This is a genomic window from Vibrio sp. V09_P4A23P171 (assembly GCF_963875615.1).
Lineage (GTDB): Bacteria > Pseudomonadota > Gammaproteobacteria > Enterobacterales > Vibrionaceae > Vibrio > Vibrio anguillarum.
The window spans coordinates 50,005-75,371 of sequence record NZ_CAWNMR010000022.1; the positions used below are offsets into that span (position 1 = coordinate 50,005).

General features: G+C 43.0%; 22 protein-coding genes, 1 riboswitch and 1 other annotated feature. Of the genes, 14 read left to right on the top strand and 8 right to left on the bottom strand.

Annotation, left to right across the window (positions count from 1 at the left end; all coding sequences use genetic code 11):
- Position 1 precedes the first annotated feature (1 nt).
- On the bottom strand, positions 2–898 hold the full coding sequence (hisG, locus tag AACT23_RS08110; protein WP_026027608.1) for an ATP phosphoribosyltransferase: 897 nt from the start codon (positions 896–898) through the stop codon (positions 2–4).
- A 53-nt stretch (positions 899–951) separates the two neighbouring features.
- Positions 952–1,088, bottom strand: a sequence feature (His leader region).
- Positions 1,089–1,281: 193 nt separating this feature from the next.
- Complete coding sequence (locus AACT23_RS08115) at positions 1,282–2,883, bottom strand: Na+/H+ antiporter NhaC family protein (protein WP_094129382.1); 1,602 nt, start codon at positions 2,881–2,883, stop codon at positions 1,282–1,284.
- A gap of 116 nt (positions 2,884–2,999) precedes the next feature.
- Positions 3,000–3,183: riboswitch (Lysine riboswitch) on the bottom strand.
- Positions 3,184–3,601: 418 nt separating this feature from the next.
- Here AACT23_RS08115 and AACT23_RS08120 point away from each other — a divergent pair.
- Positions 3,602–4,015, top strand: coding sequence for an H-NS histone family protein (locus tag AACT23_RS08120; protein WP_017043902.1), 414 nt, complete (start codon positions 3,602–3,604; stop codon positions 4,013–4,015).
- Positions 4,016–4,071: 56 nt separating this feature from the next.
- On the opposite strand, the gene AACT23_RS08125 is transcribed toward AACT23_RS08120, so the two are convergent.
- Positions 4,072–5,376, bottom strand: coding sequence for an inosine/guanosine kinase (locus AACT23_RS08125; protein ID WP_088721150.1), 1,305 nt, complete (start codon positions 5,374–5,376; stop codon positions 4,072–4,074).
- Between the two features lie 102 nt (positions 5,377–5,478).
- Positions 5,479–5,748: a hypothetical protein gene (locus AACT23_RS08130; RefSeq protein WP_013857103.1), complete on the bottom strand. Its 270-nt coding sequence runs from the start codon at positions 5,746–5,748 to the stop codon at positions 5,479–5,481.
- Positions 5,749–5,947: 199 nt separating this feature from the next.
- On the opposite strand from AACT23_RS08130, the gene mnmA reads away from it, so the two are divergent.
- The 3 genes from mnmA to purB are packed head-to-tail and all read left to right on the top strand — an operon-like array spanning position 5,948 to position 9,132.
- Positions 5,948–7,069 carry a tRNA 2-thiouridine(34) synthase MnmA gene (gene mnmA, locus AACT23_RS08135; RefSeq protein WP_013857104.1) on the top strand — a complete coding sequence of 374 codons (1,122 nt, stop codon included), beginning with the start codon at positions 5,948–5,950 and terminating at the stop codon, positions 7,067–7,069.
- A 20-nt stretch (positions 7,070–7,089) separates the two neighbouring features.
- On the top strand, positions 7,090–7,707 hold the full coding sequence (gene hflD, locus AACT23_RS08140) for a high frequency lysogenization protein HflD (protein ID WP_013857105.1): 618 nt from the start codon (positions 7,090–7,092) through the stop codon (positions 7,705–7,707).
- 54 nt (positions 7,708–7,761) lie between these two features.
- Positions 7,762–9,132: an adenylosuccinate lyase gene (gene purB / locus AACT23_RS08145; RefSeq protein WP_013857106.1), complete on the top strand. Its 1,371-nt coding sequence runs from the start codon at positions 7,762–7,764 to the stop codon at positions 9,130–9,132.
- Positions 9,133–9,232: 100 nt separating this feature from the next.
- Here purB and serC read toward each other — a convergent pair whose 3' ends face one another.
- Entirely contained in the window at positions 9,233–10,330 is a 1,098-nt protein-coding gene (gene serC, locus AACT23_RS08150; RefSeq protein ID WP_026028828.1) for a 3-phosphoserine/phosphohydroxythreonine transaminase, read from the bottom strand.
- A 143-nt stretch (positions 10,331–10,473) separates the two neighbouring features.
- Entirely contained in the window at positions 10,474–11,733 is a 1,260-nt protein-coding gene (locus AACT23_RS08155) for a DUF945 family protein (RefSeq protein WP_094129385.1), read from the bottom strand.
- 174 nt (positions 11,734–11,907) lie between these two features.
- On the opposite strand from AACT23_RS08155, the gene AACT23_RS08160 reads away from it, so the two are divergent.
- The 3 genes from AACT23_RS08160 to AACT23_RS08170 all read left to right on the top strand — a co-directional run bounded on the left by AACT23_RS08160 (position 11,908) and on the right by AACT23_RS08170 (position 15,092).
- Positions 11,908–13,833, top strand: a complete 1,926-nt coding sequence (locus AACT23_RS08160) for an ATP-binding protein (RefSeq protein WP_170899151.1) — start codon at positions 11,908–11,910, stop codon at positions 13,831–13,833.
- A gap of 30 nt (positions 13,834–13,863) precedes the next feature.
- Complete coding sequence (locus tag AACT23_RS08165; protein ID WP_026027604.1) at positions 13,864–14,361, top strand: response regulator; 498 nt, start codon at positions 13,864–13,866, stop codon at positions 14,359–14,361.
- A gap of 182 nt (positions 14,362–14,543) precedes the next feature.
- Positions 14,544–15,092, top strand: coding sequence for a hypothetical protein (locus AACT23_RS08170; protein ID WP_026028575.1), 549 nt, complete (start codon positions 14,544–14,546; stop codon positions 15,090–15,092).
- Between the two features lie 100 nt (positions 15,093–15,192).
- On the opposite strand, the gene AACT23_RS08175 is transcribed toward AACT23_RS08170, so the two are convergent.
- Positions 15,193–15,780: a TfoX/Sxy family DNA transformation protein gene (locus AACT23_RS08175; protein ID WP_094129391.1), complete on the bottom strand. Its 588-nt coding sequence runs from the start codon at positions 15,778–15,780 to the stop codon at positions 15,193–15,195.
- Between the two features lie 370 nt (positions 15,781–16,150).
- Between AACT23_RS08175 and AACT23_RS08180 the strand changes: the two genes are divergently transcribed.
- The 5 genes from AACT23_RS08180 to AACT23_RS08200 all read left to right on the top strand — a co-directional run bounded on the left by AACT23_RS08180 (position 16,151) and on the right by AACT23_RS08200 (position 21,508).
- A complete protein-coding gene (locus tag AACT23_RS08180; protein ID WP_176428679.1) occupies positions 16,151–17,071 on the top strand; it encodes an HDOD domain-containing protein in 921 nt (306 codons plus the stop codon).
- A 23-nt stretch (positions 17,072–17,094) separates the two neighbouring features.
- Positions 17,095–18,000, top strand: coding sequence for a lysine exporter LysO family protein (locus AACT23_RS08185; protein WP_017047741.1), 906 nt, complete (start codon positions 17,095–17,097; stop codon positions 17,998–18,000).
- Between the two features lie 86 nt (positions 18,001–18,086).
- Positions 18,087–18,599, top strand: coding sequence for a hypothetical protein (locus tag AACT23_RS08190; protein ID WP_013857115.1), 513 nt, complete (start codon positions 18,087–18,089; stop codon positions 18,597–18,599).
- Between the two features lie 99 nt (positions 18,600–18,698).
- Positions 18,699–20,342, top strand: a complete 1,644-nt coding sequence (gene panP / locus AACT23_RS08195; protein WP_094129397.1) for a pyridoxal-dependent aspartate 1-decarboxylase PanP — start codon at positions 18,699–18,701, stop codon at positions 20,340–20,342.
- A gap of 311 nt (positions 20,343–20,653) precedes the next feature.
- Positions 20,654–21,508 (top strand): MurR/RpiR family transcriptional regulator, encoded by an 855-nt coding sequence (locus AACT23_RS08200; protein WP_010320194.1) that lies wholly within the window; start codon positions 20,654–20,656, stop codon positions 21,506–21,508.
- Positions 21,509–21,565: 57 nt separating this feature from the next.
- Here the strand turns inward: AACT23_RS08200 and AACT23_RS08205 are convergent, their stop codons facing one another.
- Positions 21,566–22,807, bottom strand: coding sequence for an iron-containing alcohol dehydrogenase (locus AACT23_RS08205; RefSeq protein WP_094129400.1), 1,242 nt, complete (start codon positions 22,805–22,807; stop codon positions 21,566–21,568).
- Between the two features lie 294 nt (positions 22,808–23,101).
- Between AACT23_RS08205 and AACT23_RS08210 the strand changes: the two genes are divergently transcribed.
- The gene (locus tag AACT23_RS08210; protein ID WP_010320195.1) at positions 23,102–23,368 is read left to right on the top strand and encodes a GrxA family glutaredoxin; all 267 of its coding nucleotides are present in this window, start codon (positions 23,102–23,104) and stop codon (positions 23,366–23,368) included.
- A gap of 185 nt (positions 23,369–23,553) precedes the next feature.
- Positions 23,554–25,236: an aspartate:alanine antiporter gene (locus AACT23_RS08215; RefSeq protein ID WP_094129403.1), complete on the top strand. Its 1,683-nt coding sequence runs from the start codon at positions 23,554–23,556 to the stop codon at positions 25,234–25,236.
- Positions 25,237–25,367 lie beyond the last annotated feature (131 nt).

Below are 25,367 nucleotides of genomic sequence, written 5' to 3' on the forward strand. Positions count from 1 at the left end.
GTTACTCCATCATTTTATCGATAGGTAAAACCAAAATAGAACTCGCCCCTAATGCTTTTAGGCGCTCCATGGTTTCCCAAAATAGGTTCTCGGTACTGACCACATGTACTGCAACACGATTTTTCTCCGCCGATAAAGGCAGCACTGTTGGGTCTTCCGCTCCCGGAAGTAAGTCTTTAATCGCTTCTAATTGATCAACCGGGGCATGCAGCATGATGTATTTGGACTCTTTGGCTTGAATCACGCCTTGCATACGCGTCAATAAACGAGCAATCAATGCTTGCTTATCTTCACTGAATTCACCTTGACGCTGAATGAGTGTTGCTTTGGATTGGAAGATAACTTCAGCCTCTTTGAGGCCATTCGCTTCTAATGTTGCGCCGGTAGAAACAAGGTCAGCAATCGCATCAGCTAGGCCAGCTCGTGGCGCAACCTCAACAGAACCTGTGAGCACACAAGTGCTAAAATCAATGCCCTTTTCATCCATGTACGCTTTGAGTAGCTGCGGATAAGTTGTGGCGATGCGTTTACCCGCCAAATCTTGAGGACCGTTGTATTGCTGATCTTTATTGATCGCGATGGATAAGCGGCAACCACCAAAATCAAGACGGCGCAGTGAAACAAACTCACTTTTCTTATTTTGCGACAAGCGTTCTAAACGCACCTCTTCCAGTTCATTCTCACCAATGAAACCGAGATCAACCACACCGTCCATCACCAGCCCGGGTATGTCGTCATCACGCACTAGCAGTAGGTCGATCGGCATATTGAGAGAGTGAACGACAAGACGCTCACCCATGATATTGAATTTCACGCCGCATTTTTTAAGTAAGTCTTGGCACTCTGAGCTCAAGCGGCCTTTCTTCTGGATGGCAATTCTTAGGCGTTGTGTTTGCATGACAATTTCCCTGTGCAATGTATTGAATGTATTTGGAATTGAGTTAAAGCAAAATGAAAAAACCCTCGGGAGATTTGCGTTCTCCCGAGGGTTTTAATCTAAATGCTTTGACTTAACCACCGGGAGTTTCCTGCCTCCCGGGTATGCGTACACCTCCCCGAAAGATTATTTAGGGTGATGGTGATGATGAATGTTCATTACAAAATTACGCATACTTATCAGCTCTTATTGGTTTGCTGTCTTGACTCCACACTAACCAAGCTGATGTTCTTTTTCAACTAAAAATTTTGCTTTTTTAAAATCTTTTTTCGCCGTCGTGCACCAGTAATAAAAAAGGGAAACTTTCGTTTCCCTTTTATCAACTCTATTTAACCAAAATACGGCTACAACGTCTCGCAATGTGTCATTTTTGATTTCGCCATAGCGGCCATAATCATGCACACAATGATAAATGCAACAGAAGCACAAGCCAACGAGATCAGCACTGACGCTGTCATTCCTAAAACAACAAAACCGACACTCGAAACCAAGGCCGTAGCCAGTGCATACGGCAATTGTGTCGCAACGTGATCGATATGGTTACAACGCGCGCCTGTCGACGATAAAATGGTGGTGTCAGAAATAGGAGAACAGTGGTCACCAAAAACGGAACCAGCGAGCACCGCGCTCAGCATAGGGAGTATTAGAGCGATATCGGTCGCCGCGGCCATATCTCCAGCAATGGGCAACATGATGCCAAACGTTCCCCAAGAAGTGCCGGTTGAAAACGCCATCACGCCCGATAGTAAGAATAAGATGACCGGTAGCCAATGCGGATCAATATTACCTTGAACCAAAGATGACATGTACGCACCGGTTTTCATGTCCCCAATAACAGAGCCAATTGTCCACGCAAAAATCAGGATCAAAATCGCACCAAACATCGATTTAGCACCGATCCACAATGTATTACGGATGTCATTCATTGGCAGCTTTTGCTTAAACACAGTAAACAGAGCCATCGCCAAGCCAACTAGCCCGCCGTAAATCAATGAAGCGCCGACATTGGTGTTTTCAAACGCACCCAGTAGATCAAATGCTTTACCGTCTGCGGCTAAAGATTGACCACCCGTAAATAACATGGCTGAAACCGTTGCAATGATGAGTAATACGATAGGCAGAACCAGATCCAACACTTTGCCATGTTCGCTCTCTTTGATATCAAGCTCTTCATTTAACTCATGTGCGTCTTGGCTATCGTTTTCATTTGCGTCGTCAAATCCACGGCCTTGGGAGGCATTAATTTCATGCTGGCGCATTTGACCAATATCTAATTGGAACCACACCACCGCAAACACCATCAGTAATGCAAAAATGGCATAAAAATTCATTGGTACTAAACGCATGTACGCGCCCAATGCCGAATATTCGGTAATCCCGTGAGAAACGAGAATACCGCCAATAATCGTCATAATGTACGCGCCCCAACTAGAAGCTGGCATCACAACGCACATTGGTGCTGCAGTTGAATCAAGGATATAGGCAAGTTTAGCGCGAGATACATAAAAGCGGTCAGTCACAGGGCGAGAAATAGAACCTACGGCTAAACTGTTAAAATAATCATCAACGAAAATAAACACACCCAAAAATGCCGCCAGCAGTTTTGAGCCACGTTTACTTTTTACGCGGACTTGTGCCCATTCGGCAAAAGCACGAGTACCGCCAGACAAAGTTAATAGCGCGGTCATCATACCTAATAAAAGCAAAAACCCGACGATACTCATATTCCAAGTGTTAATGCCGCCATCAGCAACAAAGACGCTTGATACCTTAGTAGCAACATAACTGAATGCACTACCAAAAGAATAATCCGCGAGTAATACCGCGCCTAGTACAATACCGACACCTAATGAAACAAGTACTCTGCGTGTAAGAACAGCCAAACTTAATGCTACCAGAGGCGGTAACAGCGACAGAGGAGATGATGCAAAATCGATTAAATTCATGATCTTCAAAAACCAGTAAGTAAATGGTTAGAGATCTACTGCAGACAAATTACGAGCTAAGATAACCACGTAATTCATGTTGAACTAAGCGAAAGGGAAGCGAACACTTCACCCAACCCTACAGTAGCGCTCCATAGTTTAAAAAAAGAATAGACTATGGCAGTGTTGTTCCTATTCGAATACAACCCCAGCAAGCTGCTTTAATGTGCATACTTACTTCGGCGATAAAACCTTTCACTTTTGTTCATTGGCATTACCCCAACAGAAGTTACTATTTTTTACCGCACCTCTACGTCAAAGAAAGTACAATAAACCACCGTTATTAAGTCATTTTAACAATGATAAATGTCTTACTTCGCTTTAGGTAAATGACATTGTACTTAACAACGAATGCATTGCAACCGATCATGTCATCAAAGTGCATCAATTATTGGTCACATTCATTAAGAAACATTGAGACTTCTTTCATAATGTGGTGCAATGAATATCACGAAGATTATAATAAAAAACATTAATTATAAGTCTATCTAAAAATCATTGATGATCTTCTTGATACTACTACTTATGTATGAAATTAGCTCATCACTAACAAGTTCATATTTTTTTGATTTTTATTTATCTATAAAATTTTCATTAATATTTGAATCTAATATTGTAAGTACCAATTCAGCAGTTTATTATTGCTGTGTCGACTAAATTAAATCAAATAGGAATAGTCATGTCTGAATTAACAAAAACTCTACTTAATATTCGTAGCCTACGCGCTTTTTCCCGTGAACTCACTCTAGAGCAGCTTGAAGAAGCACTAGATAAATTAACGATCGTTGTTCAAGAACGCAGAGAAGCGGAAGAAGAAGAACGCTCTGCTCGCGCAGAACAAGAAGCGAAGCTGGCTGCGATTGCAGAACAGATTGCCAAAGACGGTATTGATGTAAGCGCATTAATTTCTGCACTTTCTGGTGAAACTAAGAACAAAGTTAAAGTTCAAGGCAAACGCGCACCTCGTCCAGCAAAATACAAATATCTTGATGCCAATGGCCAAGAAAAAACATGGACAGGTCAAGGTCGCACACCTTCTGCAATTCAAGAGCAACTTGATGCAGGTAAATCTCTAGAAGAATTCGAGATTTAATAACTCTTTAGCAAATAAAAAGGCTCCTAACGGAGCCTTTTTATTATTTTAATCTTTTATCTTTCCCAATACGCTTCTTCTAAGCTGTCTTCACGTTCAGGTAAACCACGTGACAGACGAGGTGAATGCTGGGCTAGCACCTCATAACTGGCACGGTTGGAATATTTGCAAACTTGCGAGAAGGATGAATAGGTTAAAAAGTTATTCTGATGCTTGCTCGAATTAGGGACGTTCTCTTTATGATATTTATTGGCTGCCATATCATGCAGCAATGCCGATAACGCCGCATCTCCCGCACCATTAGTATTTTTAATTTTCTCAGGTCCACCCATATACGGTGAAATATGAGAATAAACACGTATCGGATTTTCACAACTTATTTTTGATGCTGGGCGGCTAAATTCATAACGATTGAATTCAGCAATAGAACCAGGTAATAGTGGCAACGATGTTTCACGTTTCGCCGCATCTTCAGTATATCCTGCCATAAATAAACCGACTGGGCCTGCGGTGCATAATACAAGATCAACCCAGTTTAAGGCTTTATTTGACGCTGCAAGGGGATCACTTTCCCCGGTTAATGCTTCGGCTTCATCTTCATTCATGGCAACAACAGTGACATGATCACGCAAAAAATTTTGCCAAAATTGAGGGTCATCTTGAATAACAAATTTAGTACCTAAGGTTAAAACAACAGGTACATCATATTTCTTAGCATATTCAATCGCTCTCATTGTTGCCTCTGGCATTGGATCACCAGTTTTGCAGCGAATTAAATAAGCAGTCAGTACTAAGGCTGAAGCACTTTTAAATATTTTTTCTGGAACACTTTCTGCGCGAAGTTGGTTCATTTGCCCTTCACTAATAGCAAAGGTTCTTTCTCCATCCTCTGTGATCAAGGCAAAGCAGCGCCCAATCGCTCCATCGACCGCTTGTAAATAATTCAGATCCATCCGACTTGATGTATTACATAAATAACGATAACCGTAGCTACCAATTTTTATATCTTGGCTCATCACACCTAACAACGTTGAGCGATCATCTGCCAGCACCGAATAATTGTGTAATGTGTTGCCAATCGTTCCCCCAGCATATTCGTTAGTAATCAGACCATTTTGTTTGAGCTCAGTGTACAAAGCTTCGGCCTTCTGATCGTCAATCACTAACGAATGGCCTTTACTAAGCTCATATTTTTCGATGAGGTCAGTATTTACTTTCGCTTCTATATCCACCAAGGTCTGGTCGATACCAATAATATGTGTACGTGACATTTTTTTATTTTCTTGTGCTTGGATAACAAGTGGGTCACGTGCATGAACAGGAAAGTAATGCTTTGATTTGCGTTGGCCAGGAAATTTCATAACGTCAGTCTGAGTAGAGGAGAAAAAGATGCGCGATTCTACCGCGCACCCATTAGCGCGGCAACTAAGGCAATTATAGCAAACGTTTGCTCTTGATTATTTTTATTCACCTTCCATAAAGCTGAGATCAGGTAACCTATCTAAATGCTCTGAATAGCGTTTTAGGTCAAATTGCCCTTCGTTTTTCATCACATCAAAAATCTCAATTGCAAGCGCACAAGCAATAGAGGCAACGGCATCCTCCCTTGAGTGACCTGTCATCATCAAGCGCATCAAGGTTTCTTTGACCTTTAACGGATTTCCGTCCGCGAGTTGATTCTCTACTGTTTCGATGAGGAATGCGTCATCCATAATCTGATTGTCATCTTGCATTTTGTGGCCTTTTATTACGCTTTAAAATGGCACGCACTATGCCATAAGCCATTGTAGAATTCTAAAACTAATTTCTGCTGACATTGACAGATACGACGCCAATTAAACCAGATAGAAGTGTGATTGCTGTCTCGGATCTGTCGCGACGAAAATCTTTCTGCTAGAATCTGCGACCAAGTCAATTGAGTGGTATTAAGTAATGTCAGACAACCGCAGCGCAAACAGCCAAAAGAAAGTCATCGTCGGCATGTCCGGTGGTGTTGACTCCTCCGTTTCGGCGTATCTTCTCAAAGAGCAAGGTTATCAAGTCGAAGGCCTGTTCATGAAGAACTGGGAAGAAGATGATAACGAGGAATATTGTACAGCGGCGGAAGATTTAGCCGATGCACAAGCCGTGTGCGATAAGTTAGACATCCCTCTTCATACCATTAATTTTGCCGCCGAATATTGGGACAACGTATTTGAATATTTCCTTGAGGAATATAAAGCAGGGCGAACTCCCAACCCAGACATTCTTTGTAACAAAGAAATCAAGTTTAAAGCCTTTTTAGAGTTTGCAGATGAAGTGTTAGATGCCGATTATATCGCCATGGGCCACTATGTTCGACGCACCTTCCCTGAAGGTAATGACAAACCACAAATGCTGCGCGGCTTGGACAACAACAAAGACCAAAGCTACTTCCTCTATACATTAAGCCATGAACAAGTGGCTCGTAGCTTATTTCCTGTGGGTGATTTAGAAAAACCCGAAGTTCGACGCATTGCGGAAGAACAAGGTTTGGTGACGGCGAAGAAAAAAGATTCAACCGGTATCTGTTTCATCGGCGAGCGCAAATTTACCGACTTCTTGTCTCGCTATTTACCAGCACAACCGGGTAAAATTGAAACACCAGAAGGTCTCGTTATTGGTGAACATCAAGGCCTGATGTACCACACTTTAGGTCAACGCAAAGGGTTACACATTGGTGGCCAAAAAGGCGGTGGCGGTAACGAAGACCCATGGTATGTCGCTGATAAAGATCTTAAACGTAACGTTTTGATTGCAGTCCAAGGCGCTGATCACCCATTATTGAAATCTCATGGCTTGATCGCTTCCCAATTACACTGGGTTGATCGTACACCAATCCAAGCAACGCTAAGCTGCACGGTAAAAACGCGTTACCGTCAAACGGATATAGCGTGTACCATCATCCCTATTGATGATGAAAACATTAAAGTAATTTTTGATGAGCCACAAGTGGCCGTCACGCCTGGTCAATCCGCGGTTTTCTATCAAGGCGATGTGTGTCTTGGCGGTGGAATTATTGAGCAGCGAATTTAAACAACTTAGGAGTAATAAACGTGGCTAACACCCTTTATGACCGTACCATCGCTTTTGCGGGTATCTGCCAAGCTGTCGCTTTAGTGCAACACGTAGCAAAAAATGGTCACTGTGATTCAGACGCGTTTGAAACTTCTCTAACGGCTATCTTAAGTACTAATCCAAACAATACACTTGATGTCTTCGGCTCTGAGGCCAACTTAAAAATTGGCCTCGAATGTTTGGTGAAAGGTATTGATAGCACGCCATCAGGGAGTGAAATCACTCGCTATATCATTAGCCTGATGGCATTAGAGCGTAAATTAAGCGCTCGTCGTGATGCGATGTCACAGCTGGGCGATCGTATTCAAACGATTGAACGTCAAGTCAACCATTTTGACTTGCTTGATGATCAGATGATCAGCAACCTTGCCAGTATCTACTTGGATGTTATCAGCCCTATTGGCCCGAGAATCCAAGTCACTGGAACCCCTACCATACTTCAACAAACTTCAACCCAGCACAAAGTGCGCGCCTTACTCCTTTCAGGAATTCGTTGCGCTGTCTTGTGGCGTCAGGTTGGAGGAAAGCGTCGCCATCTGATCTTCGGTCGTAAGAAAATGATCGAACAAGCTCAGATTTTATTAGCTCGAGTCTAATATTGACGCAAAGAATTCACTCTCACACTTAACCTCAAAATTCAGGAGAAAAACATGGAACTGTCAGCCTTGACTGCTGTTTCACCGGTAGACGGCCGCTACGGAAGTAAAACGATTGCGTTACGCAGTATCTTTAGTGAGTTTGGTCTCCTCAAGTATCGGACCATTGTTGAAATTCGTTGGTTACAGAAGCTTTCAGCCACTGCTGGAATTGCCGAAGTTCCAGCATTCAGTGATGAAGCCAATCAATTTCTTAATGCGATAGCAGACAATTTTAGCGAAGAAGATGCCGCTCGTATTAAAGAAATTGAACGCACAACGAACCATGATGTTAAGGCTGTAGAGTATTTCTTAAAAGAAAAAGTAGCGGGTGTTCCTGAGCTGCACGCCGTTAATGAATTCATTCACTTTGCTTGTACTTCAGAAGACATCAACAACACATCTCACGCGCTAATGCTCAAAGAAGCGCGCGATACCGTGCTTCTTCCTGAAATGCGCAACATTATTGATGCGATTCGTCACTTAGCAGAAGAGTATCGCGATATTCCGTTATTGTCTCGTACCCACGGACAGCCAGCATCACCAAGTACTATGGGTAAAGAGATGGCTAACGTAGCGTACCGTATGGAACGCCAATATAAGCAGATTGCCAATATCGAGATTCTCGCAAAAGTAAACGGCGCAGTAGGTAACTACAACGCTCACCTTTCAGCCTATCCAGAACTCGACTGGCATACCTTTAGCGAAGAGTTTATCACTGAATCGCTAGGTGTGGCGTGGAACCCTTATACCACACAAATTGAGCCACATGATTACATCGCAGAGCTATTTGATGCCGTTGCCCGCTTCAATACTATTCTGATCGACTTCGATCGTGACATTTGGGGCTATATCGCTTTGGGCCACTTCAGACAAAGAACCATTGCGGGTGAAATTGGTTCATCGACAATGCCACATAAAGTCAACCCGATCGATTTTGAAAACTCAGAAGGCAACCTAGGCCTTGCTAATGCCGTGTTCAATCACCTAGCACAAAAGCTGCCTATCTCTCGCTGGCAACGTGACTTAACAGATTCAACCGTGCTGCGTAACCTTGGTGTGGGTGTTGGTTATGCGATCATCGCCTACACTTCAACGCTAAAAGGGATCAGTAAACTGGAAGTGAACCGTGATGCGCTGCTTGCTGAGCTCGATAAAAACTGGGAAGTCCTTGCTGAACCAGTGCAGACGGTTATGCGCCGCTACGGCATCGAAAAACCGTACGAAAAATTGAAAGAACTCACGCGCGGTAAGCGAGTCGATGGTGAAGCAATGCGCCACTTTATTGATGGCCTTGCGCTACCTGAAGCTGAAAAAGCACGCTTGAAAGAGATGACACCAGCCAACTACATTGGCCAAGCAATTGAGTTAACTGACAAATTGTAATGCTCTTCAATCTAGCCAATTAATGACAAAGCCCACTTAGTGGGCTTTGTTTTTTAAGGTCGTATTTTATGTTATATCATTTTTGATACCATAAAAAACGTTAGGCGTACTGCTGTTCAAACTCTTGCATAAAATCAACTAAGGCTTGAACGCCTTCCAGTGTCATCGCATTGTAAATCGAGGCACGCATACCACCCGCGACTCGGTGACCTTGCAGCGAGACTAAACCACGTGCTTCAGCCAACTCTAAAAACGTACTATCCAACTCTGGTTTCACTAATTGGAAAGGCACATTCATCAGTGAACGGTTGTCTGGGTGAATGGTATTGCGATAGAAAGGTGACTCATCAATTGCGTTATAAAGCAGCGCTGCTTTCTCGCGGTTGATTTTCTCAATCGCCGCGACACCACCCTGCCCTTTTAGCCACTTGAACACGAGACCCGACAAATACCACGCAAACGTAGGCGGCGTGTTGAACATAGAATCTTGTTCAGCTTGCACTTTATAATTCAATATAGTCGGTAGCACATCACTGGCTAAATCAAGCAAATCATCACGAACAATCGCAATACAGATCCCCGCTGGCCCAATGTTTTTCTGCGCTCCCGCATAAATGACCCCGTACTTTGAGACGTCTATTTGGCGCGACAAAATCGTAGATGACATATCAGCTACAATCGGTTTGTCTGTATCTGGTAAATCATTAATCTCAATACCATCTATCGTTTCATTCGGACAAAAATGCACGTAAGCCGACTCAGGATCGATTTTCCATTCGCTGGCTGGTAATACCGCTGTTTTGCCCTCTTTGGTCACTTTGGCGTTGAAAACATCGATTTCACAATATTTCTTCGCTTCTTTGACCGCACTTTCAGCCCAGTAACCCGCATCAATATAGGTCGCTTTAGTCGCATCGCCTAATAAATTTAAAGGCACCGCCGCAAACTGAGCGCGCGCTCCACCCTGACAAAATAATACTTTGTAATTACTCGGGATATTAAGCAAATCTCGCAGATCTTGCTCCGCTTCTTGAGCAACATGAATAAAAGGTTTACTGCGATGACTAATTTCCATAACGGACGTGCCAAGCTCGTTCCAGTTAATAAACTCGGCTTGCGCTTTTTCCATCACGGCTTTAGGTAAGGCTGCTGGGCCTGCGCTGAAATTATAGACTGGGCCCGCTTGATTTGATTCCATGAGTTCCTTGCTCCTGCTATCGACAATTAATGTGATTAATACCACTTTTTGATGTGGATAAAAAGCGAGAAAAGAGCTTCTATCGGCTCTTTTCTCTTACTGATTGCTAAAACTCGCGAAATCGTTTGCTTGAGCGCCGTTCGCTATCGCATCAATGCCGGAAGTAATAGTGTCAATAGCGGCATTTGGTTGCCATTTTCAAATTCCAAGTTGCCCTCTTTCAGTTCAGCTTGGAGTCGATATCCTTGATCGGTTTGCTGCATAATTTCCATCACAACAAGCTCATCAATACCTTGCTGGATAAAAGGAAAATCTTCAACCAGCTGGTCAGAAATGAAGGTATCAATGTGGCCGGTTAAGGCTGGTAAAATGGTACTCGGATCTTGCACCACATTATTTGTCCCTTCAGGAACCGCTATCTTCCAGTTTGATTCAAACTCACCTTGGCCAACTTTTAGCGCCATTTTATTCATCGATAGATAAAAACCTTTCTCGAATAATGATTGCACATAAGGTAGTGCTTGCTGAATGTCCTCATCAGAAAGTTCTGGGCTGTTTTGGTAAAGCGTTGAAAGCTTCTCAAAAGCGTCACCATCTAAATCACCCAAGGTAAAATAAAGATTGAGGTCCTTCACCTCGCCTTCGCTATAAGTTAATTTATCCATCTCAATCAAGTGATTACTATCAAAACGAGAAGGCTCTCCTTTTAATACCGAATCAAAGGAATAACGCATGTTGTCCATACTCAGCGTATTTTCACCTAGGCCATCGACAAGATTAATTTTTGCTAACGCCAATGACTGTTGTCCTAGCCAGAAGCCTTTATCTTGTTTACCTATACCTTGACCAGTTAGCTGTGAAAGCATCATTTTTTCACCACTGGTAAAATCCAACTCAACAGAAGGAACATTGAGTTGATAAGTGATTTCACCTAGCACCGAAATATCACCTTTCAATGTGGCGGGCGTTGTCGAAAACGTCATCTCGCCATCTTCACTTTGGTAGTGCCAACTGTCTAGCGCCACAGTGTATTGAGTATTGCCATTCAACTGCGTGATACTGGTCATCGTCAATGGTAGATTTTCTTGATCAGCTATAACGGATGTTGCTGTTAAACTCAACAGGCCATGCTTAACCTCGCTATTGACTAAAACTTGGGTCGGTAAACCATCGGCAACAAACTGTTGTTTGAGCGTTTTATCTGCAATCTGATAGCGGGTTTGCACGGTTGATGAAAGGTAACCGCGCTTATAACTGACAATGTCCGCCTCGATTGAACCTGAAGAGATATTTGCAATACCGTTAGTGATCACCTTTTCACCGATTTGCCCGACAGCCAACGGCCAACATGCTGCTAAGACGATAGCACCACCAACCGCACCAATGATTTTTAACTGTTTCATAGCGTTCCATTCCTGAAGATTTTACCCAGTCTACCGTAAACAATTGAAAACCAAAACATGGAGTTAGGTCAGAGTATTGCTAAGATGTGATGAGAAATTCTAAAACCTAGCTCTCAAACCCACTGCGTAATACTTGCTACAGTAGTCAAAACAGCGATGACAGTAGAGGCTTGTGTGAACCATTACGCACTACTTTGTTTAGACAATAACCCAATCAGCACAGAACAGTTGCGAGCTGAGTTAGCTCCGTTCGCCGCTAAATTTGATCTTCATACAGCGGACACCATAGATGAAGCTGAGCAAGCCCTAGAATATTTGCACGAGCAGCAACAAACGATTGCATTGGTCATTGCCAGTCACCATGAGCAGTTTGATGGTGCGGATTTTTTGACTCAACTCGATAAATCAATCCACACGCGTTCAGCGCGGAAAGTGCTGATAAGCTGCGGACAAGATATTCAAGCCATTCTCACCGCCGTCAATGAGGGGCGATTAGATCACTGCCTCACTAAGCCACTACAAAATAACGTGCTCTATAAAACCGTCCAAAAAGAGCTCACGACCTACATCTTAGATCACGATAAAGACAACATTCTCAACTACAGCACAATACTTGATCAACAGCGCATCTTACGCGCGCACATCGATAATAAAATGCGCAGTTATCGAGATGGTTTTATCTCCGATTACCACAAGCTTTCTGATACAGAACTGGCTGAACAAGTAATTGGTGCTTTACACCAATTTTTTGAAAATGAAGATGAAACTCGCGCCTGCCGTACATACTCCACTAATCACTTTCTTACCAAAGAGGGAGAAGAGAACCGCTTTCTTTGGTTCATCACTGAAGGTGAAGTGGCCCTGTATAAAAAAGATGATTTAGGGCAACAAAGAGAAGTGGTTCGCCACAAAAAAGGCAACATTGTCGGTGGTATGTCTTTTGTGACTGGTGAGAAATCTTTTTCTACTGCCGTCACCCTGACTAAAACCGATGTGATTAAACTAGACCGAGATGTGTTTGCAAAAGTCATGCATTCGGATACTCGGCTATTGCCCCTATTTACTAACTTGTTGCTCCGCCATTTTAACCGCCGCTTACAACGCAGTATTAACACTAAATTGCAACTACAAAAAACGCTCGAATCACTTGAGTCAGCTCATCAGCAATTAATCGAGCGGGAAAAAATGGCCATGCTCGGTCAGCTTGTTGCAGGCGTCGCTCATGAACTAAACAATCCTGTCGCCGCAATTTTACGTGGAACCGAAACATTGTCAGACAAGATTGAGCACTTAGTCCAAGAGACTGAACATAAAAATCTGCAACATAAAGGCAGCCAACTATTAAGGAATGCACTTTCAGCCAAACCTACTTCTACATCAGAAGAGCGGGCACGCGCTAAAGCCATAGAAAATGAAATTCATCATCGTTTGATCGCGAAAAAATTGGTCAAACTCAATCTAGATGATGATCTTGCGCTCCGACAATCAGCTAAACACGATCCCGAAAAAACGTTAGAAACACTGGAACAGTTAGAAAACTATTTCCTAACAGGTAGTACACTTCGTTCTATCAATGTTTGTGCACAACGCATCGCCGATATGGTACGAAGCCTTAAAGGGTATGCTCGCCCTGATGATGAAGCGCTGCACAAGGTCAATATTCATGAAGGTATTGAAGACACTCTGGTTATTTTCGAAAATCGTCTTAAGCGCCACAAAGTTGAGAAAGAGTATGCCGACTTACCTTTGATTACCTGTCAGCCGATTGCATTACAACAAGTATGGACAAACCTCATTTCCAACGCTATTGATGCCTTCCCAGCCAATGGCGTACTGCACATTGCAACCACATTAGCAAAACAGGGTAATCAATCTTTTGTAACCATTAGTTTCACGGATAATGGTTGTGGGATCCCGTACGAGCAGAAAGAGCGTATCTTCACATTAAATTACACGACGAAAAAAGAAGGTAACTTTGGGCTCGGTATTGGGCTTTCTGTCTGCCAACAAATAGTCCACCAGCATCAAGGTTGGATCGATGTTCAATCTGAACAGGATAAATACACGACAATGACGGTATGGCTGCCAGTTAGTCGATAACTTGTCGTGCTGATGATTAAGGAGAATATCATGAACAAATTTTTGATCTTATGCGTGGACGATGAACGTGAAGTATTGGACAGCGTCATACAAGACCTCGACGAATTTGAAGAGTTTTTTATCTTAGAAGCCGCAGAATCTGTTGCAGAGGCAAAAGAAGTGATTGCCGATCACCAAGCTCAAAATATCAAGCTGGCTTTAATTTTGTGCGATCACATTATGCCCGAACAAACAGGCATTAGTTTCTTAATTGAATTAAGCCACAATGAAGAGACGCAACATACACGCAAAGTACTACTAACAGGCCAAGCAGGGCTAGAAGACACCGTAGAAGCGGTGAATCATGCCAGCCTACATTTTTATGTAGCCAAACCTTGGGATGGGAACAAACTTCGCGATGTTATCAAAGATCAATTAACACAATATATGATTGAAAACGAATCAGATTTAATGCCTTGGGCCAGAGTCTTGGATGCCGAGAAAATCTTCAATGCGATCGCACAAAACCGCATCAGTTTTGGTGAATAAAATATCCTAACGAAGAAATGGCACTCTCTTTGCTTATTTTTTGCGAAGACAACAAAAGAATGACACTTTTTAATGGCGACAATGTCAATCTATGCACTATGATGTCTAAATTCTTTAATGTCACCGCGGGTATTCCGCGACTGACCATGGAAATAAACTAAAAATATAGGTTTATAGTGACTATGCGTAAAACAATCATTGCAGCCGCTTTGCTGCTAGCCTCAGGCCAAACACTGGCAGAAATAGACCGAAATAGCCCATCCGTCATGAGCAATTTTAGTTATGACTATATCGAAGCTCGTATTGGAGCAAGTCCAGTCACCTTTGGTGCTGCGATGAGCAAATCAATTCACCCAAATGCACATGTTATTGGTCGTATAGACTCTGAGTTTGAAGGTGATTTTGACGCAGCCGCAGGTTTTGGCTTTCATGCTCCTATTAACAACTGGGCTGACTTCACGGGTGAAATGCTATTACGCCTCGTAGATACCCGCGATAATAAAAGCGCCGATACAGGAATGGAATTAAACCTTGGCGTACGTCAATGGCTTGGACCACAGTTGGAAGTTGGTGGCAAAGGTGGCTTTGTCTCTATCGATGACAATGATGACTGGATTGCGTCTGTTTATGCCCGTTTTCATTCTACAGAACTGTTCTCTCTCGGTGCCGAAGCTCGTATCAATGATGCTTACGGCGATCAGCTGATGTTTACGACTCGTTTTAAGTTCTAGGTGTAAGCTAAATACAATAAAAAGCCGAGTCTTACGTCTCGGCTTTTTATTTGATAACTATCTTTATTTATTTAATAACAGTGCTACAAAACTGTCAGCGTCATGAGCAGCTTTCTAATAATTGACGCTTGCGAGGCTCTTGCAGCAATTTCCAATGAATACCTTCGATCGCACCAGCAAACTTCCACAGTAGTTTTACATCGACGTCACTACCGTACGTTTTTCTCACTTTAGAAAATATCGTAGGAGCACCTAAGCGCATGAACGTTTCCACATCATTAATGCCCGCTTTTTTAACCATACGCTCTAACGTTAACTGCATGTTTGGTAAGTCACGTAGTCGACGGCTTGCAGAGGATTTTTGAAAGCTACGTTGCTCAACAGAATAGCGAATGGAACGTTCAATGATCGTATCTAGGCTCTCATGATTGCTCACAAAAAGCTCAGTAATATCATAATAATTAACGGTTGCTGTGGTCTGCTTTTTAACGTGTTTGTATTTTTCGCAGCCTAATTTTGTGAGTGCATCATCGAGCTCTTCACCTCCACGAATAAAAACAGACTCTTCACTAATCAGTGAATACATCGCTTCTTTTTGGAAAAGCCCAACACCGCCAAACATTGAACGCTTTTGAAATGCGCCAAATTTAATAACGTAATTGAAAAATGCATGCTCAATCATATCCATTGATCCTTAATCAAGTTCCCCGATTAATAGTGATCACCAGATAGCAGCGTATTTTTGCGAATAAAAAGAGTAAGTTAGTAACAAGCTTGTAGTAGTTTAGTATTAGCTTGCTTAATATGGGTACTATCATAGTTAACGATACAAAATAAGTCTGGGCATACATCACATCAATAGACATATCTCAGCAGAGTTATGAGATAGAAATCACATCATTGTGTTTATGAATAAATTTTTTTGACACATACGCTTTCCATTAACGTATTAAGATTAATACATCAAGAAAACAAATTAATGCGATTGACGGTGAATTGATTGCTTATTTGGGTTAGCAGACGGTAAAATGCCTTCAGTACAGATCGAGCACAAAATTATGAATCATCTATCTTTTTACTGGCTTCCAGATCATCATCAAATGCTCATCCAAGGGTTAGAAAGTGAATTTTCTCAATTGGTTGAACACTCACTCAGCACAGGAAAAATTTCACTTCCTCCTATTCCTGATGTTGTTCTAAAAATACAGCGCTTATGTACATTAGAATCTACTGAAATTTCAGATGTCGCCGATTGTCTACTTGAAGATCCCGGACTGACTGCAATTGTAGTACGCGTAGCAAACTCTGTTGTCTTTAATCGTCGAAATATTACCTGTACGGATTTAGTCACGGCTGTATCACGCTTAGGCATACTACGAGTACGCGACATTGTAACAGCCCAAGCGATTGAGCAGTTAAAGCACTCCATAAACTTAAGCAAAGAATGCAATAAAATATTGGTTAATAGCGCCGCCATATCGCGAGAGCTTGGCGCAACCATGGTGATGGTAACTCATGCATTTAAACAGCTAGAACCAAGCCGATATCAACATTTAGAGCAGGAAAAAGCCTTACTTGTCGGTCTACTTGCGGATATTGGCTTGTTTTGTCTGGTACACGAATATCATTTATATCTTGAGAAAGGCAACTATCTCGATCAAGACATCGCCCTACAGATTTTTCAGTCGCGATGTTCAAAAACCAGTCAGCTTGTGTTAAGAAGTTGGGGGTTCGACTCAGATTTCCTTGAAGTAGCAGGAAATCAATCTTTAGTCGCATCTTCTCACGAAGTCAGTTACCTTGATGTGGCACGTATTGCTCACCATCTTTTACTGTTTCGTCGTCAAGATGAAGAGATTGAAGAGCATGACGTCGAAATAAATGCGACCGGAGCTGAGGTGCTATACAACTTAAGTAACCTTAGTGAGCTTGAATTCAAATCAAAACTCAATGATGTGATCAACGCAAGCGGCTTCTAAACCCAAAATAATCAGAGGATGAGATGTTCTCAGGGATGTTATTTATTTTTGCCCCACTAATAGTGGGGTATCTATTTTCTATTGCCAATCAACAGTGGCTAGCAGCATTAAATAAAGCCACGTCTTGGTTAGTTTACGTCATTCTGTTTCTGATGGGTTTAAGCTTGGCAGCCCTCGATAACTTGGGCAGTAACCTACAGTTGATACTCAAATTTACCACCGTATTTTTCTTGATGATCGGTGCTTGCAACTTGTTGGTCTTGCCTTTTATTGACAAATTCCTACCCATAAAAACCGATGCGAACCATTCAAAACTGCCACTATCTAGCATGGCGTTAGAATCCGTAAAGCTGATTGTGGTTGTCGGTGGAGGATTGGCGCTTGGGGTTGTATTAGGATTCGATTTAAGTTGGGTGAGCACTGCCAGTGAATGGATCTTGTTCGTATTACTTTTCTTTATTGGTATTCAGTTGAGAAATAGTGGTTTAACTCTACGACAAATTTTGCTCAATAAATACGGAATGGTCATCGCATTAGTCATTATATTGACCTCTTGGATTGGGGGGATCATTGCGGCCATGATTCTTGATATCCCAATTTATCGAGGACTAGCCATGGCTTCCGGTTTTGGATGGTATTCACTTGCCGGGATTTTAATGGGTGATGCTTTCGGCCCCGTCTATGGTGGTGCCTCTTTCATGATAGAGCTACTTAGAGAACTGGTTGCTTTAGTGATGATCCCCATGCTAATCCGAACCAAACCTTGCTCTGCCATCGGCTATGCTGGGGCAACCGCGATGGATTTCACCTTGCCCGTGATCCAGACAACTGGCGGGGTTCGTTGCGTACCGATCGCGATTGTCAGTGGGTTTATTCTCAGCCTACTGGTGCCTATTCTTATGCTGTTCTTTGTATCACTTGCAGGCTAGATCTCAGGAATCACTTTAGCCTTCATTTAAACTAACAATAGGGAGTAGAAAACTCCCACACAATAACAAAGCCCAAAGGAAGATTTATGAAACGTGTTCTCGTTGCCCTACTGCTCTCAACTTCAGCGAATGTTGCTCTCGCTGCTGATAACCAATGCTTATCCGAAAAATATGACGCTTATGTCGACGCGTCTCTCCATTGGTATAGTGATCTCGCAGACTTAACGACCGCGCAATATCCTGAACTTACTGAAGTTAGCCAATGGTTTCTGCAAGGACGCCAGCATCACTTTGAATTAAGCCGTGCGGCAGTCCACTATTACCTAAGCAACGATCCTTCTAAAGTCGCCACCTCGCAACCTGTAGAAGCTTGGTTAAAACTAGAACAGCACGACATTAAAGTATTGGCCTCACGCAGTGATGATCTCGGCCACATTGCTAAAATCACCTATGAAGATCGCCAAGCAAAGCCTAACGAAAAAAACTATGAATTACGTTCAGCTTTAGCCGAATTGCTCAGTCATCCGAAGCAGATCGAAGCTGCGTTGAATAAATATAACGATGCCATCGCCTTGATCGAAAAGAAAGTCTGTAACTAGTCGCCGCCTCTACTCTAGCCGAATTAAGACGGGACAACTGTCCCGTTTTCGTTTAGATTGTGCCGCTCGCATTCCATAAAATCAAAATAACGAAGCTGTATGGTATCAGAACAAAAAACTGCAAATGTGAGTTTCGAGAGCTTGTTACGGATCTTCACTGTGCCCGAAGGCCCCGACTCAACACTGACAAAAATAGACCAAGAGCTATCGCGCAATTTGAACCTCTTCTTGCGTGAACATATTGTCGCTGAAGAAAAACCACTCAAAGAGATCGAAAAAGATTTCTCTAATCCGCAAATTCCAGAGTCACCGGAGTTCGTTTCAGAACATACTCAGCATTTGTTGGATAATTTAGTCGCTCATTCAGTGCATACCTCGGCTCCTAGCTTTATTGGTCATATGACATCTGCACTGCCATATTTCTTGATGCCGTTATCAAAGATCATGATTGCGCTGAATCAAAACTTAGTCAAAATTGAAACGTCAAAAGCGTTTACACCGCTAGAACGGCAGGTTTTGGGTATGTTGCATCGTTTGATCTATCAAAAAAACGACGCTTTTTACAGCCAATGGATGCATAGCGCTAATCATTCGCTCGGTGCATTTTGCTCTGGCGGAACAATTGCCAATATCACGGCATTGTGGGTGGCTCGTAATAATGCTTTGAAAGCCGATGGTGATTTCCAAGGCGTCGAAAAAGAGGGGCTGTTTAAAGCCATGCGTCATTATGGTTACCACGGGTTAGCCATTTTAGTGTCTGATCGTGGCCATTACTCTTTAAAGAAAGCCGCTGACGTATTGGGTATCGGCCAAGAAGGCTTGGTTTGTGTAAAAACCGACCACAACAACCGCTTATGCCCACAAGATTTGAAAGCCCAAATGGCACACCTAAAAAGCCAGAAAATTAAACCTTTTGCGGTTGTTGGCGTCGCCGGAACGACAGAAACAGGCAACATTGATCCCTTAAGAGATATCGCCAATATTTGTCAGCAAGAAGGTTGTCATTTTCACGTAGACGCCGCTTGGGGCGGTGCAACATTAATGTCGAATAATCACCGACACTTACTCAATGGTATTGAGTTGGCTGACTCCGTCACAATTGATGCACATAAACAGCTCTACATCCCTATGGGTGCAGGCATGGTACTATTCAAAAAGCCTGATGCTATGCATTCAATTGAGCACCATGCGCAGTATATTTTGCGGAAAGGTTCAAAAGATCTAGGCAGCCATACGTTAGAAGGTTCTCGTTCAGGTATGGCCATGTTGGTGTACGCTAGCATGCACATTATTAGTCGCCCTGGCTACGAATTATTGATTGACCAAAGCCTAGCTAAAGCTCGCTATTTCGCCGATCTAATTAAAGAACAAGACGATTTTGAACTGATTTCTGAACCCGAACTGTGTCTTTTAACCTATCGCTATATTCCTGCTTTTGTTCGCCAAGCACTGCAACAAGCCTTACCCAATCAAAAAGCAGAACTGAACGAGTTGCTAAATGAAATCACCCAGTTTGTGCAGAAAAAACAGAGGGAAACGGGGCGTTCATTTGTCTCTCGAACTCGTTTAAACCCAGAACGCTGGGACAAGCTTGATACCATCGTATTTCGCGTGGTACTAGCCAACCCGCTAACAACACACGCTATCTTGCACTCGATCTTAGATGAGCAGCGACATATTGCCACGCTAGCCCCTAATTTGATGGCCAAAATTGAGCAGCTTGCTCAAAAAATCATCAGCTAGAATCCCTGTAAGTTACAGCGAATTGAAAATTTATTTCTTTTTGCTGTAACTAATACATCATTAATGAGCTGGAAATTTCCATTAATCATCGATTTAAATCTAAATTCTGTAGTTTTCATGAAATTTTGTTTGAGGCTTGTCATGTTCTCATCAATTGTTAACTTGAATTGTTACGGAAATCTACATCCTAGGTTTATACTCATTGCATGGCGTTGGTTTAACTTACCTTTTTGGAAATGTGTTATTTCCAATCCCCCCAAAGGGCGACCGGGTAAAACCAACGAGTTGTTCTCTTCGCCCGCGTGAACACTATGAATACATTAGAAAAAATTCAAAAAAACCTGGAAAACTTTAGCAAGTCGGAACGTAAAGTCGCCGAAGTAATTATGGCTTCGCCCCAAACCGCGATTCACTCAAGTATTGCGACGCTCGCCAAAATGGCCGATGTCAGTGAACCAACGGTAAACCGCTTTTGTCGACGACTCGACACCAAAGGCTTTCCCGACTTTAAGCTTCATTTAGCGCAAAGCCTTGCTAACGGAACTCCGTATGTAAACCGAAATGTTGAAGAAGATGATGGCCCAGACGCCTACACCCATAAGATTTTCGAATCGACTATGGCGTGTTTGGATGTGGCTAAAAACAGCTTGGATCCAATGCAAATTAACCGTGCAGTTGACTTACTCACACAAGCAAAACGGATCTCTTTCTTCGGTTTAGGAGCCTCTTCTGCTGTAGCAAAAGATGCCCAAAACAAATTTATTCGCTTTAACATTCCGATCACTTGTTTTGAAGATATCGTGATGCAACGCATGAGTTGTATCAACTGTACCGACAATGACGTAATTGTTTTGATTTCGCATACAGGTCGTACTAAAAGCCAAGTGGAAATAGCCAATCTTGCGCGCGAAAATGGTGCGACTGTCATTGCGATTACGGCAAAAGATTCACCGCTGGACAAAGCAAGCTCGTTGTCGATCTCTCTTGACGTACCTGAAGATACTGACGTCTATATGCCCATGGCAAGCCGTGTGGTGCAAATGACGGTAATTGATGTACTGGCTACTGGTTTCACCCTGCGCCGTGGCTCTGGTTTTCGTGAAAATCTTAAACGCGTCAAGGATGTACTAAAAGACTCGCGCTACGATAAGCTGTCACAGTTCTAAGATAATCGCGATCCTAAAATAATCGTTAGAACGGAGCTCAATTGCTCCGTTTTTTTATCAACTTTGCTTGCTACTTTCAGGCGCGACGGGATCATGCCTAACTTCTACCTGATTGGATGAACTCGGTTGCCACTCCTCACACTCACCTTGGCACTCGCAAACTTGATTTAATATATGGATTAACCTTTCTTGTGTTAAAGGCAAAGGGTTACCTTTAATCGCGACCGACTTTAAAGCGTCTAACGCCACGCGCTCAAACGACGTATTGCACACACCAAACTGGTTGAGTTTAGGCAGTTGCAACTTATCTAACATCATTTTCACCCACAGCACGCCATCTTCAACGTGAACATTTGTTCTGCCAGTCACGATTTGAGCGATTTTTTTATAACGTGTAAGTACATCATTTCGCCCTGCTTTTTGCGCTGATCGAATGTTTTCTCGCATAACATGAGGGGCTAAACGCGCCGTGATCACGCTGTGTGGGGCATCAAGTTTTCCTCCCAATGCCGATGCCAAGCCATGTGCAGCGCCAAGCTTTGCATTGGTAATTGCCATTCCTCCAAGCATTGCTGCAAAAGAGAGATCCGCTCGCGCTTTATGATCATCTTTTCGACACGCTGGCAATATAGAACGACTGAGTTTGCGCAGCCCCTCTTCACACACCATATCGGTGAGTGGATTGGGTTCACCACACACATAGGCTTCCATTAAATGCGTAAAAGCATCCATTGCGCCTCTGCCAGATGTGTAACTGTCGGTACCATAGGTCAACGTGGGGTCAACAATCGCAACATCTGCCAGCATATCTGGGCTGCGCAAGCTTACTTTTACTTTGTCTTGTCCCGATTTCAACACAGCATTACGCGTGACTTCGGATCCCGTACTGGCGGTGGTTGGAATAGCAATAAATGGCAGCGGTTTTGTCTTTAACGGCACATTTCGGCCAACCACTTCCACATAATCATAAACGTTACCTTGGTTAGGAATGATTGCCGCGAGTGCCTTGCCCATATCAATCACACTGCCGCCACCAATAGCAACGACCATGTCCGGTTGAAAACGTCGGCCTAAAACGGCCGTTTCCTCCACCATGGTAATATTAGGTTCACCAACAATAGCTACATGCTGATAGCGCATATTCTGCATTTTCAGGTATTGAACAATAGGGGAAGCTCGTTGTTGTTCTTTTCCCGAAACCAGCAGTACGCTATAACCATATTGGTTAAGAACAGAAAGTGAATTCAATAACGCTCCTTCTCCAAAAATGATCCGCGTCGCCGTCATAAATTGGAACATGAATAACTCCCTTTTCTCTCATCTAGATTAGCTCTGTTTAGAGTGCACCTATCGTTAAAAAAATTTTTTGATGCAGTGCAATGTGGAGCAAATAACCACATAAAAAACACAAGTTTATGCGGCATGTCACAGCCAAGCCATTGTTGATCTATTCCCAACACCATCGAGAGGTAAGCTTGCTTTGATTAAGGAATAAGCAATAGCTTTTACCTATTGAAGTAACTGGTGAATGCCACTTTATTTCCGACCTTGAATCGGGCATAGTTGCATGCAACAAGAATGAAGGAGAAAGCTATGTTCGTTGTTATTTTTGGCCGCCCTGGTTGCCCCTACTGTGTTCGCGCAAAAGAACACGCTGAAACATTGAAATTAAAACGCGATGATTTTAACTACCGTTATGTCGATATTCACGCGGAAGGCATCAGCAAAGCTGATTTAGAAAAGACAGTGGGTAAACCAGTTGAAACTGTGCCACAAATCTTTATTGATCAAGAACACATCGGTGGTTGCACTGATTTCGAAGCTTATGCGAAAGAACATTTAGGCTTATTCGACGAATAAAACCAAGAAACATAAAAACCCGCTGATTTTTAGCGGGTTTTTGCTATTTATAGATAAATGGCTCTTTCTCTCAAATTAAGTCAATGAAATGTCAATTGTCACAAATTTCACTTATCTTTTTGCAATATTCAGATACAATTCCCACACTTTACCTACCCCACTTGGCACACATAACGAGTTGAGCCGTGAATATCGACGTCGTACTTTTGCTTGATCAGAACCCTATTCTTCTTATTTTTGTTGTCTTAGCGATTGGCCTTGGTTTTGGCAAAATTCGTTTTGGTAGCTTACAACTGGGCAACTCTATTGGGGTGTTAATTACATCTCTCATCATGGGGCACCTTGGTTTTTCCTTCAATGCTGAAGCCTTAACCATCGGTTTCATGCTGTTCATCTATTGTGTCGGCATTGAAGCTGGCCCTAACTTTTTTGGCATATTTTTCCGTGACGGAAAACATTATCTCATCTTAAGTTTAGTGGTGCTCATTACCGCCACTTGGATTACCTATTTTGGCAGTTATTATCTCGGCCTCGATTTTGGCTTAGCTGCTGGTATGATGGCAGGTGCATTAACCTCCACCCCCGTATTAGTAGGCGCACAAGATGCGTTAAACTCCGGGCTAGCCACCATTCCAAGAAATATGGATTTATCCCTTATTTTAGATAATGTTTCGGTGGGTTATGCGATGGCTTATCTAATTGGCCTTATCAGTATGATCATGTTTGCCAAGTTACTGCCTAAGTTGCAAAAACAAAACCTCTCTGATTCTGCTCAACAGATTGCTCAAGAGCGTGGTTTGGGTGGCAGCTGTCAACGCAAAGTCTATTTACCCATCATCCGTGCCTATCGCGTTGGTCAAGAGTTGATCAACTGGATTGATGGGCGCAATTTACGTGAGCTTGGTATTTATCGTCAAACGGGTTGTTATATTGAACGCATCCGACGTAATGGCATTCTTGCCCATCCTGACGGTGACGCCATCTTGCAAGAAGGGGATGAAATTGCACTGGTTGGCTTCCCTGACAGCCATGCAAGGCTAGACCCTAGCTTTCGAAATGGCAAAGAGGTGTTTGATCGCAACCTACTTGATTTGCGCATCTCTGAAGAGGAAATTGTCGTAAAAAGTGACAGTATTGCCGGTAAACGCCTATCGGATCTGAATTTATCCGAATATGGCTGTTTCCTGAACCGAGTGATACGCGCACAAATTGAAATGCCAATGGACTTAGACATTGTGCTTGCCAAAGGTGATGTGCTGCAAGTCAGTGGTGAAAAAAGCCGTGTTCAAGGCTTGGCCGATAAAATCGGTTTCATCTCTATCCATAGTCAAATGGCCGATTTACTCGCCTTTTGTAGCTTCTTTATTCTCGGCATTTTGTTTGGTTTGATCACCATGACCTTTGGACAAGTCTCCTTCGGTTTAGGCAACGCGGTTGGGCTACTGCTTTCTGGCATTATGCTTGGTTTTTTACGAGCCAACCACCCCACTTTCGGCTATGTACCGCAAGGGGCATTAAATATGGTGAAAGACCTAGGTTTGATGTTCTTTATGGTAGGCATTGGCTTAAGTGCTGGCGGGAAAATGTTCCAGCACCTCTCAGAAGTGGGCGTACAAGTGATCGGCCTTGCATTTTTAGTCAGCGTGGTGCCAGTCGTCTTTGCCTATTTGGTCGGTGCGTACATTTTGAAAATGAACCGCGCGCTTCTATTTGGTGCGATTATCGGTGCACGAACTTGCGCACCAGCGATGGATATCGTTAACGACTACGCAAAATCGACCATTCCCGCATTGGGTTATGCCGGCACCTATGCTATCGCCAATATACTGATGACACTGACAGGAACTATTTTAATTTTACTCAGCTAAACCTAATAATCCTCAGTGCTACTCGCCCAAAGTCACATATGTGGCTTTGGGCGAGCCATCGCCCCTCTATTTACTTCGCTTTTATCTCAATGTTTGCCGCTTTATCGGCTCAGAACTGCATCTTTTCTCCT

Coding starts and splice junctions, on each gene's coding strand:
- hisG (WP_026027608.1), bottom strand. CDS start 898: ATGCAAACACAACGCCTAAGAATTGCCATCCAGAAGAAAGGCCGCTTG.
- AACT23_RS08115 (WP_094129382.1), bottom strand. CDS start 2,883: ATGAATTTAATCGATTTTGCATCATCTCCTCTGTCGCTGTTACCGCCT.
- AACT23_RS08120 (WP_017043902.1), top strand. CDS start 3,602: ATGTCTGAATTAACAAAAACTCTACTTAATATTCGTAGCCTACGCGCT.
- AACT23_RS08125 (WP_088721150.1), bottom strand. CDS start 5,376: ATGAAATTTCCTGGCCAACGCAAATCAAAGCATTACTTTCCTGTTCAT.
- AACT23_RS08130 (WP_013857103.1), bottom strand. CDS start 5,748: ATGCAAGATGACAATCAGATTATGGATGACGCATTCCTCATCGAAACA.
- mnmA (WP_013857104.1), top strand. CDS start 5,948: ATGTCAGACAACCGCAGCGCAAACAGCCAAAAGAAAGTCATCGTCGGC.
- purB (WP_013857106.1), top strand. CDS start 7,762: ATGGAACTGTCAGCCTTGACTGCTGTTTCACCGGTAGACGGCCGCTAC.
- serC (WP_026028828.1), bottom strand. CDS start 10,330: ATGGAATCAAATCAAGCGGGCCCAGTCTATAATTTCAGCGCAGGCCCA.
- AACT23_RS08155 (WP_094129385.1), bottom strand. CDS start 11,733: ATGAAACAGTTAAAAATCATTGGTGCGGTTGGTGGTGCTATCGTCTTA.
- AACT23_RS08165 (WP_026027604.1), top strand. CDS start 13,864: ATGAACAAATTTTTGATCTTATGCGTGGACGATGAACGTGAAGTATTG.
- AACT23_RS08170 (WP_026028575.1), top strand. CDS start 14,544: ATGCGTAAAACAATCATTGCAGCCGCTTTGCTGCTAGCCTCAGGCCAA.
- AACT23_RS08175 (WP_094129391.1), bottom strand. CDS start 15,780: ATGGATATGATTGAGCATGCATTTTTCAATTACGTTATTAAATTTGGC.
- AACT23_RS08180 (WP_176428679.1), top strand. CDS start 16,151: ATGAATCATCTATCTTTTTACTGGCTTCCAGATCATCATCAAATGCTC.
- AACT23_RS08185 (WP_017047741.1), top strand. CDS start 17,095: ATGTTCTCAGGGATGTTATTTATTTTTGCCCCACTAATAGTGGGGTAT.
- AACT23_RS08190 (WP_013857115.1), top strand. CDS start 18,087: ATGAAACGTGTTCTCGTTGCCCTACTGCTCTCAACTTCAGCGAATGTT.
- panP (WP_094129397.1), top strand. CDS start 18,699: ATGGTATCAGAACAAAAAACTGCAAATGTGAGTTTCGAGAGCTTGTTA.
- AACT23_RS08200 (WP_010320194.1), top strand. CDS start 20,654: ATGAATACATTAGAAAAAATTCAAAAAAACCTGGAAAACTTTAGCAAG.
- AACT23_RS08205 (WP_094129400.1), bottom strand. CDS start 22,807: ATGTTCCAATTTATGACGGCGACGCGGATCATTTTTGGAGAAGGAGCG.
- AACT23_RS08210 (WP_010320195.1), top strand. CDS start 23,102: ATGTTCGTTGTTATTTTTGGCCGCCCTGGTTGCCCCTACTGTGTTCGC.